This is a genomic window from Microbacterium sp. 13-71-7, assembly GCF_002257455.1.
In the GTDB taxonomy this organism is placed as follows: Bacteria; Actinomycetota; Actinomycetes; order Actinomycetales; family Microbacteriaceae; genus Microbacterium.
In genome coordinates this window covers 1-7,162 of record NZ_NCKN01000207.1, presented here as the reverse complement: position 1 = coordinate 7,162, position 7,162 = coordinate 1, and the positions used below count along the sequence as shown (strand labels likewise).

Sequence of the window (7,162 nt, the reverse complement as noted above, 5' to 3'; positions counted from 1 at the left end):
ATTGACCCCCGCCTTGAACGCTCCCCACAGGCTTCCCAGTCTCTCTACTTTTAGCTCTACAGGCCGACCCGTGGAGGCGCAGAACCAGAACGGAGTCAGTGGTCGCGCAGCATGTGGATGAGCTCCTGCTTCCGCTTGCCGGAGTAACCGTGCAGGCCGAGCTCCTTCGCGCGGTGGCGCAGGTCGTCGACGGTCCAGTCGTCGTAGGATCCCGATTCGCCGCCGCGGCGGCCGACGGCGCCGCGCCCCTCCTTGGCCGCCGCGTTCGAGATGCGGGCCGCCTTCTCCTTCGAGTTCCCCTCGTCGCGCAGCTTCTCGTACAGCTCCGGATCCTTGAGCTCGGGTTGACGGGGCATGTCGTCCTCCTTCGGTCGTGGTGGTGCGGTCGGTCGGTACGCCGCCACGCTACGAACCGGCGATCGGCTCCGGCCACGGGGTTGACAAAGGACGTCCACGCCCTCGCACGCCGCGCCCCCGCCCGTCAAGCCACTGGCGCGCACCGGCCGGCGACCCGACCCTGACGTCATGGAAGACCGCACCGGCACGGGCACCGACGCCCGGAACGCACCCGAGAAGAACAACGGATCCGGCGGCACGAAGAGGGCGAAGAAGGAGCCGGGACGCATCGGGCGGGTCCTGCGCGTCCTCGGCCCCGGGATCGTCACGGGCGCCGCGGACGACGACCCGTCCGGGATCGCCACCTACGCGCAGGCCGGCGCCCGGTTCGGCATGGGGCTCCTGTGGACGGTTCCGCTCACCCTCCCGCTGATGATCGTGGTGCAGGAGGCCTGCGAGCGCATGACGCTCGCGACGGGCGACTCGTTCGGATCCCTGATCCGGCAGCGATTCCAGCACGGCGCGCGCGTCTGGGTCACGGTGCTGCTGGCCGCGCTCCTCGTCTCCAACAGCGTGAACGCCGCGGCGGACCTTGTCGCGATCGGGCAGGGCATGCAGCTGATGCACGCGGGGCCCGCGCCGCTCTGGTCGCTCATCATCGGCGTGCTCATCGGCGTCGTGGTGGTGCGGGGATCGTTCTCGTGGATCGCCCGGATCTTCAAGTGGCTCTGCCTGGTGCTCTTCGCCTACGTCGCCGTGCTCGTGGTGGCGCACGTGGACTGGGCCGCGGTCGGCGCCGGAATCCTGGGCCAGGGGTTCCGCTGGGAGACCGGCTATCTGGCGCTCGTCGCGGCCGTCCTCGGAACGACGATCAGTCCGTACATGTTCTTCTGGCAGACCGAGGAGAGGGAGGAGATGCTGCGCTCCGGATCGCGCGGCGAGGATCCGCCGCGTCTCGACGACCGGAAGCCGACCAAGGCGCGGCGCATGCTGCTGCTGGGCCGCCTCGACGTCATCACGGGGATGGTCTTCTCCGTCGGGATCATGTTCGCGATCATCGTGGGTTCCGCCGCCACCCTCGGAGAGCACCACAAGGCCGTCTCCTCCGCGGCGGAGGCCGCACAGGCGCTCAAGCCGATCGCCGGCGACTACGCCTCGATCCTGTTCGCCCTGGGATTCATCGGATCCGGCATCCTGGCCGTGCCGGTGCTCGCCGCCTCCGGAGCCGCGGGGTTCGCGGCGCTGCTCGACCGGCCGTGGAGCCTGGACCGGCCGCCGCACCGCGCCAAGACCTTCTACGCACTGCTGCTCGTGGGACTGCTCACAGCGATCGTGCTGGCGCTGGTCGGCGTGGATCCGATCAGCCTGCTCGTGATCGCCGCCGTCATCAACGCCATCGCCGCAGGGCCGTTCGTGATCATGCTGATGCTCGTGACCGGTGACAGGAAGCTGATGGGCAAGGAACGCAACGGCCCGATCGCCCGCACCCTCGGCTGGGCCACCGCCGGCATCATGTGCGCCGCGGGCGCCTTCGGCATCTTCGCGCTGGCGACGGGAGCATGATCCGCCCCCGGGTGACCACGATCGCGGGAGCGTCGCAGGCCGACGTCTCGCGGCGCTGGGAGCGCGTGCTGCAGGAGCTGCGGGTCACGCAGACCGGGACGCAGATCATCTCCGGCTTCCTGCTGTCCGTCGCCTTCCAGCCGACGTTCACGACGCTTCCCTGGCACGCGCGCATCATCTATCTCGTGCTGGTCGTCCTGGCGTGCGGGGCGACGCTGCTCGGGCTCCTGCCTGTCGTCCAGCATCGCAAGCGCCCCTCGCGGGATCCGGATCGCCGACTCGTCGCGACGAGCACCCGCATCCTCGTCGCCCTGCTCCTTCTCGTCACGCTGCTCGCCGTGGGCGTGGCGGTCTTCGTCTTCGACGTGGTGCTCGGCCCCGCCGCCGCGCTGATCGCCGGGCTCGTCGCGCTGGCGGGCGGTGTGGTGATCTGGGCCGTGCCCACCCATCCGCGCGTGCGCCGCACACCGCACCGGAGGCACCGCGCCGACGACGTCGCCGCACCGTTGTCAAGGCCCTCGCGGTGATCGTCCCGATCTCGCACCCTGGCACATGACAGAAGACCAGCAGAGGAGAGACCGATGAGCGAGATCGACGACGAGGGGCTGCTGCCGCCGAACGTGCATCACGCACGACCCGAGAAGCCGGGGCAGCCCGATGAGGACGCCGACCGCGAGCGCGCGGCGGAGGGCACAGAGCACGACGGCACTCGACCGGAGAACGCGCCGGACGACGGCGCCCGGCACCACCCGCACGCGGAGCACGCACGGGATCGCGCTCCGGAGGAGTCGGACGATCCGTACGCGAAGCCCGGTGAGGATCCGTACGGCAAGGGTGCGGCGACGATGCCGACGCAGCGACCCGGCGTGCAGGGCGACGATCCGGGACGGGTCGACGGCGCGACGGGGGCCGACGGCATCGGTGAGGACACCGAGTCCGGTGCGGCCAACCCGGCACGCCCCACGAGCGAACCGCCGGACTGACCGTGGCGGCGGCTCAGCCCTCCGTCACTGGATCTGACCGCTGTCGTCGAACTGCATCTCGTCCACCTGGGTCGGTTCGGGGATCAGCCGGAGTCCCCCCGGCGTGTTCGCCAGCTGGCTGAGCGCCTCGATCCACAGCCTGTTCAGGGGCGGGCGGCGGCCGCCGTGGTAGGTGAAGACCATGGTGCAGGAGGGGTGGATCCAGACCGAGGTGCGGCCGTGCCCGATGCTGGGGTCGTCCTTCCAGGTGAAGTAGAACGGCTCGCCACGACGCAGCTTGTTCGCGACCACCATCTGCACGTGGGCGAGCGCGCGATCGTCCAGATCCGCGTGCGTCTGGCCCTCGTAGCTGAATCTGCCCATCTGGTTCCCGTCTCCTTCACTGTTCCCCGCGCATCGCCCATCCCCCACCTCATCATGGTGCGCGAAACGACACGGCGGGCGCCCTTCCGTTCGCGCCGCGCCGTGATGATACGACTCCGCAGCCGCGATCGGAAGCCCCCCGCGGGGCCGTCCGTCCAGGTCTATCGTGTCGCGGAGGAGCCTGGGACGCCCGTGCCGCCCCCGGTCCGGCGCCCCAGGCCCCGCCGGCGAAGAAGGAGGAGATCATGATTCCTGAAAGCCATCTGCTGCCCGAGGTCCACCAATGGTGGCCGCACCTGTCCGCACGCTCGAAGCAACGGCTCGAGGAGCAGCACGACGGTGTCGTGCCCGACGACGTCCGCGAGGAGATCGAGCGGATCATCGGCTCGACCGTGGACCCGTCGGCTCAGCTCAGCGACGGCGACCGCACGTTCATCCGCACGCAGCAGGAGATGGTGGACTAGCTTCCTTCGATGCGGCGCCCTGCCGCGTCGGGCTGCTCTGCCATGGTCTCCTGCCGCGCGGTCTCGCGCGCCTGGCGTGATTCGCGCGGGTAGTCGGGACGATCCGGCTGCTCGCGCTGATCCGAGAACTCCCCTCCCTCGCGCCCGCCGAAGGGGCGCCCGTGATCGGCGAACTCGTCGCGCGTGAAGACGAGACGCCACGGGCCGAGGGTGAAGCGGGCGCCGGTGCGCAGGATCTCGACGGGACGGCGCTCCTCCTCGTCCGACTTCTCGACGTTCGCGCTCGTCTCCCCCGCGCCCCGCATCTCCAGCACGTACTCGTCGCGGGAATCGTGCCGGATGACGGCATGCACCAGATCCGTGTCGGGAAGGCGCAGGCCGCAGTCTTGCGCCGAGCCGATCGTTACGCCCTCGTCCGGGATGTCGAAGGTGAACCGGCGCTCCGCGGAGGCGACGAGCAGCCGGGGCTGCCCTGCGCCCCAGTCCGCGTGCGTCGTGGTCTCGGGGTGTGCTTCCGTCTCGTTCATGACATCGGTCCTTTCGTGGGTTCCTTCGCGGGTGCCGTCGCCGTGGTTCAGAGGTGGCGCCCGCCCGTGACGGGGATGATCCCTCCGGAGACGTAGGACGCATCCTCGGAGGCGAGGAAGACGTAGGCGCCCGCGAGCTCCGCCGGCTGGCCGGCGCGGCCGAGCGGGGTGTCCTCCCCGAAGGTCGGCAGCTTCTCGGGCCAGTCCGTCGCGGGGATGAGGGGTGTCCAGATGGGGCCGGGGGCCACGCCGTTCACGCGGATGCCGTGCGGTCCCTGCTGTTCCGCGAGCATCTGCACGAAGGCGACGAGGCCCGCCTTCGTGAGCGCGTAGTCGAAGAGCCCGGGCGACGGATCGTATGCCTGGATCGACGTGGTCGCGATGATCGAGGATCCCGGCCGCAGGAACGGCAACGCGGCCTGTGCGAGCCAGAAGGGCGCGTAGAGGTTCGTGTGCATGACCTTGTCGAACTCCTCCGGCGGGATCTCGTCGACCTCTCCCCTGCTGCGCTGGTATCCGGCGTTCAGGACCAGGATGTCGAGGCCGTCGAGGCTCTCCGCCGCATCGGCGACGAGATCCGCGCACTCCTGCTCGTCCGTGAGATCCCCCGGAAGCAGCACCGCCTGCCTGCCGGCTCTGCGGATCCAGTCCGCCGTGTCCTCCGCATCCGCCTGCTCCGCGGGCAGGTAGCTGAGCGCCACGTCGGCGCCCTCCCGCGCGAAGGCGATCGCGACGGCCCGCCCGATCCCGGAGTCGCCGCCGGTGATCAGCGCATGGCGCGCGGGCAATCGAGCGGAGCCGCGATAGCTCTCCTCGCCGTGGTCCGGTCGCGGTTCCGTCTCGTCCAGCAGCCCTGGCTGGTCGTTGCCCGGATCCGTCGGGTCCGGCAGCGGCGGGTACTTGGTCCGTGGGTCGGTCATGCTGTAGCTCATGCCCGGCACGCTAGACAGCGAGCACCGGACCGGCGAGGGGCTTGACGATCGCGGGTGCGTTGTCTAGGGACGGCCGGTCGGCCCATCCTCGACGGATCCTGCGCGCCGTGCGCGCGCTGCAGATACCCCTCCTCCGGCCGGACTGTCAAGGGCCGTGACGCCGCACGATCCGCGGCCCATCCTCGTCCGTAGACGAGGGGAGTGAGATGTCGATGATGACACCGACGCGTTTCGAGATGCGTCGGCTCACGGAGAACGAGTGGCTGATCCTGGACGACAGCTTCGACCGCACCGACGCCCGGCACACGGTCGCCTGCGTGAGCCGGGTCTCGGCGGAGCAGGTCGAGGTGGTCTGGCTGCGGCCGGTCGCCGAGAGGATCCGCTACGCCTCCGTCGCCGACGTGCTGGAGGCCGTGAGCAGCGCCCCCTCGCACCAGCCCCTCGCGGGCGGGCCGACGTGAAGACCGCGGCCGGGAGACCAGCGGCGAACCACCCCCTGCCATCCGGAACCCCTCGCCGTCAAGCCCCTGTGCAGCAGCAGCCGTCGGCGCCTACCGTGAACCAGCGGTCGCACCTGCGGCACGTGGAAGGAGTCCGTCATGAACATCCTCTTCGTCATCATCATCGTTGTGGCCATCATCCTGGCCATCACGGGTGGTCTCGTGCAGTCCCTGAACTTCCTGCTGTGGGTCGGGCTGGTACTGCTGGTCCTCGCCGTGATCGCCTGGCTGCTCCGGTCGGTCACGGGTCGCCGGGCGCCGTGACGGCTGCAGGACACTGACCAGGGAGAGCCGGCGACGCCGGCTCTCCCTCCCTCGCCTGCGGGCAGGATGGATGCATGAGCATCCCCGTCGACCATGTGGACGTGCCCGATCGCGTGAGGGAGCTGGCCGGATCCGCCTCCCTCACGCCCGTGTGGGAGAACGGTATCGGCGGACTCACCTTCCGCACCGACGACGGGCGATTCCTGAAGTGGGGCCCGCGACACCGCGAGGCGACCATGCGCGACGAGGCGGAGCGGATGCGCTGGGCGAGTGCCTGGACCCTCGTGCCGCACGTCCTGGAGCAGGGCGAGGACCGCACGCACGAGTGGCTCGTGACGGCGTCGATCCCCGGTCGCAGCGCAGTGGATCCGACCTGGATCGCGCGGCCCGAGATCGCTGTGCGGGCCGTCGGATCGGCCTTGCGGCAGTTGCATGACGCGCTGCCCGCCGCCGAATGCCCGTGGAGCTGGGACGTCGAGCACCGGATCGCGAACGCCGCGGAGCGCGGGATCGTCGTGCCGGAGCGACTGCACGCGTCCCCGCCGATCGACCGCCTGGTCGTCTGCCACGGCGACGCCTGCGTGCCGAACACCCTGCTCGACAACGCCGGCCGCGGCATCGCGCACGTCGACCTCGCCGCGCTCGGCACCGCCGACAGATGGGCCGACATCGCGGTCGCCTCGATGAGCACCGAGTGGAACTACGGCCCCGGGTACGAGGACCTTCTCATCGAGGCCTACGGCGTGGATCCGGATCGCGAGCGTCTCGCCTACTACCGCGACCTCTGGAACGCGACCTGAGCCCCCCTCCCCCCTTCTCCCCCCTACTTTCGAGTCGTCCCCGTCAGCGGACGCCATGGGGTGCGCTCGCGGGGACGACTCCGTTTCTGGCTTCCCCACCTTCGAGTCGTCCCCGTCAGCGGACGCCATGGCGTGCGCTCGTGGGGACGACTCCGAGGTGGGCGGGCCGGATCGGCGCGGACAGGCGCGGGTCGCGCCGGCTCTGGCGGGATTCCCGGACGACGAGGATCCTGAGAAGACGCACTCGGGAGGTGACCATGAGCAGATCCGCACGACGCGCCAGAGCGCGCTCCGGACGCATCGCCCCCCTGCTTGCGATCGCGCTCGCCGTCGGCGCGCTGACGGCCTGCGCGCCGACGGCGGCCCCGACCGTGACGGGAACCGCGACCGCCCCGACCGTGACAGGAACATCGGCGGGGCCCGTCACGTC

12 protein-coding genes are annotated in these 7,162 nt (G+C 70.5%); 7 read left to right on the top strand and 5 right to left on the bottom strand.

Going from position 1 to position 7,162, the window contains the following annotated elements:
* Positions 1 to 95: 95 nt before the first annotated feature.
* Positions 96 to 356 (bottom strand): Rho termination factor N-terminal domain-containing protein, encoded by a 261-nt coding sequence (locus B7X32_RS16535; protein ID WP_292722055.1) that lies wholly within the window; start codon positions 354 to 356, stop codon positions 96 to 98.
* A gap of 169 nt (positions 357 to 525) precedes the next feature.
* On the opposite strand from B7X32_RS16535, the gene B7X32_RS16530 reads away from it, so the two are divergent.
* From B7X32_RS16530 to B7X32_RS16520, 3 genes are read left to right on the top strand one after another with little or no spacing between them, the layout of a single operon-like run.
* A complete protein-coding gene (locus B7X32_RS16530) occupies positions 526 to 1,899 on the top strand; it encodes an Nramp family divalent metal transporter (RefSeq protein ID WP_292722053.1) in 1,374 nt (457 codons plus the stop codon).
* Positions 1,900 to 1,910: 11 nt separating this feature from the next.
* Positions 1,911 to 2,426: a DUF6328 family protein gene (locus B7X32_RS16525; RefSeq protein WP_292722050.1), complete on the top strand. Its 516-nt coding sequence runs from the start codon at positions 1,911 to 1,913 to the stop codon at positions 2,424 to 2,426.
* Between the two features lie 54 nt (positions 2,427 to 2,480).
* Positions 2,481 to 2,882: a hypothetical protein gene (locus B7X32_RS16520; RefSeq protein ID WP_292722048.1), complete on the top strand. Its 402-nt coding sequence runs from the start codon at positions 2,481 to 2,483 to the stop codon at positions 2,880 to 2,882.
* 24 nt (positions 2,883 to 2,906) lie between these two features.
* On the opposite strand, the gene B7X32_RS16515 is transcribed toward B7X32_RS16520, so the two are convergent.
* Entirely contained in the window at positions 2,907 to 3,245 is a 339-nt protein-coding gene (locus tag B7X32_RS16515; RefSeq protein ID WP_292722046.1) for an ATP-dependent DNA ligase, read from the bottom strand.
* A 245-nt stretch (positions 3,246 to 3,490) separates the two neighbouring features.
* Between B7X32_RS16515 and B7X32_RS16510 the strand changes: the two genes are divergently transcribed.
* Positions 3,491 to 3,709 (top strand): hypothetical protein, encoded by a 219-nt coding sequence (locus B7X32_RS16510; RefSeq protein WP_292722043.1) that lies wholly within the window; start codon positions 3,491 to 3,493, stop codon positions 3,707 to 3,709.
* Here B7X32_RS16510 and B7X32_RS16505 read toward each other — a convergent pair.
* Both B7X32_RS16505 and B7X32_RS16500 read right to left on the bottom strand, forming a co-directional pair.
* Positions 3,706 to 4,236 (bottom strand): FHA domain-containing protein, encoded by a 531-nt coding sequence (locus tag B7X32_RS16505; RefSeq protein WP_292722041.1) that lies wholly within the window; start codon positions 4,234 to 4,236, stop codon positions 3,706 to 3,708. The genes B7X32_RS16510 and B7X32_RS16505 overlap by 4 nt on opposite strands.
* A 47-nt stretch (positions 4,237 to 4,283) precedes the next feature.
* Positions 4,284 to 5,156 carry an SDR family oxidoreductase gene (locus B7X32_RS16500; protein WP_292722058.1) on the bottom strand — a complete coding sequence of 291 codons (873 nt, stop codon included), beginning with the start codon at positions 5,154 to 5,156 and terminating at the stop codon, positions 4,284 to 4,286.
* A gap of 218 nt (positions 5,157 to 5,374) precedes the next feature.
* Here B7X32_RS16500 and B7X32_RS16495 point away from each other — a divergent pair, with 218 nt between their 5' ends.
* The 3 genes from B7X32_RS16495 (at position 5,375) to B7X32_RS16485 (ending at position 6,732) form a co-directional block, all read left to right on the top strand.
* Positions 5,375 to 5,629 (top strand): hypothetical protein, encoded by a 255-nt coding sequence (locus tag B7X32_RS16495; protein ID WP_292722038.1) that lies wholly within the window; start codon positions 5,375 to 5,377, stop codon positions 5,627 to 5,629.
* Positions 5,630 to 5,767: 138 nt separating this feature from the next.
* Positions 5,768 to 5,932: a hypothetical protein gene (locus B7X32_RS16490; protein ID WP_292722035.1), complete on the top strand. Its 165-nt coding sequence runs from the start codon at positions 5,768 to 5,770 to the stop codon at positions 5,930 to 5,932.
* Between the two features lie 74 nt (positions 5,933 to 6,006).
* The gene (locus B7X32_RS16485) at positions 6,007 to 6,732 is read left to right on the top strand and encodes an aminoglycoside 3'-phosphotransferase (protein ID WP_292722031.1); all 726 of its coding nucleotides are present in this window, start codon (positions 6,007 to 6,009) and stop codon (positions 6,730 to 6,732) included.
* Positions 6,733 to 6,847: 115 nt separating this feature from the next.
* Here the strand turns inward: B7X32_RS16485 and B7X32_RS16480 are convergent.
* A partial coding sequence (locus B7X32_RS16480; protein WP_292722028.1) for a hypothetical protein occupies positions 6,848 to 7,162 on the bottom strand: 315 nt, incomplete at its 5' end.

Coding starts and splice junctions, on each gene's coding strand:
- B7X32_RS16500 (WP_292722058.1), bottom strand. CDS start 5,156: ATGACCGACCCACGGACCAAGTACCCGCCGCTGCCGGACCCGACGGAT.
- B7X32_RS16535 (WP_292722055.1), bottom strand. CDS start 356: ATGCCCCGTCAACCCGAGCTCAAGGATCCGGAGCTGTACGAGAAGCTG.
- B7X32_RS16485 (WP_292722031.1), top strand. CDS start 6,007: ATGAGCATCCCCGTCGACCATGTGGACGTGCCCGATCGCGTGAGGGAG.
- B7X32_RS16495 (WP_292722038.1), top strand. CDS start 5,375: ATGTCGATGATGACACCGACGCGTTTCGAGATGCGTCGGCTCACGGAG.
- B7X32_RS16510 (WP_292722043.1), top strand. CDS start 3,491: ATGATTCCTGAAAGCCATCTGCTGCCCGAGGTCCACCAATGGTGGCCG.
- B7X32_RS16530 (WP_292722053.1), top strand. CDS start 526: ATGGAAGACCGCACCGGCACGGGCACCGACGCCCGGAACGCACCCGAG.
- B7X32_RS16520 (WP_292722048.1), top strand. CDS start 2,481: ATGAGCGAGATCGACGACGAGGGGCTGCTGCCGCCGAACGTGCATCAC.
- B7X32_RS16505 (WP_292722041.1), bottom strand. CDS start 4,236: ATGAACGAGACGGAAGCACACCCCGAGACCACGACGCACGCGGACTGG.
- B7X32_RS16515 (WP_292722046.1), bottom strand. CDS start 3,245: ATGGGCAGATTCAGCTACGAGGGCCAGACGCACGCGGATCTGGACGAT.
- B7X32_RS16490 (WP_292722035.1), top strand. CDS start 5,768: ATGAACATCCTCTTCGTCATCATCATCGTTGTGGCCATCATCCTGGCC.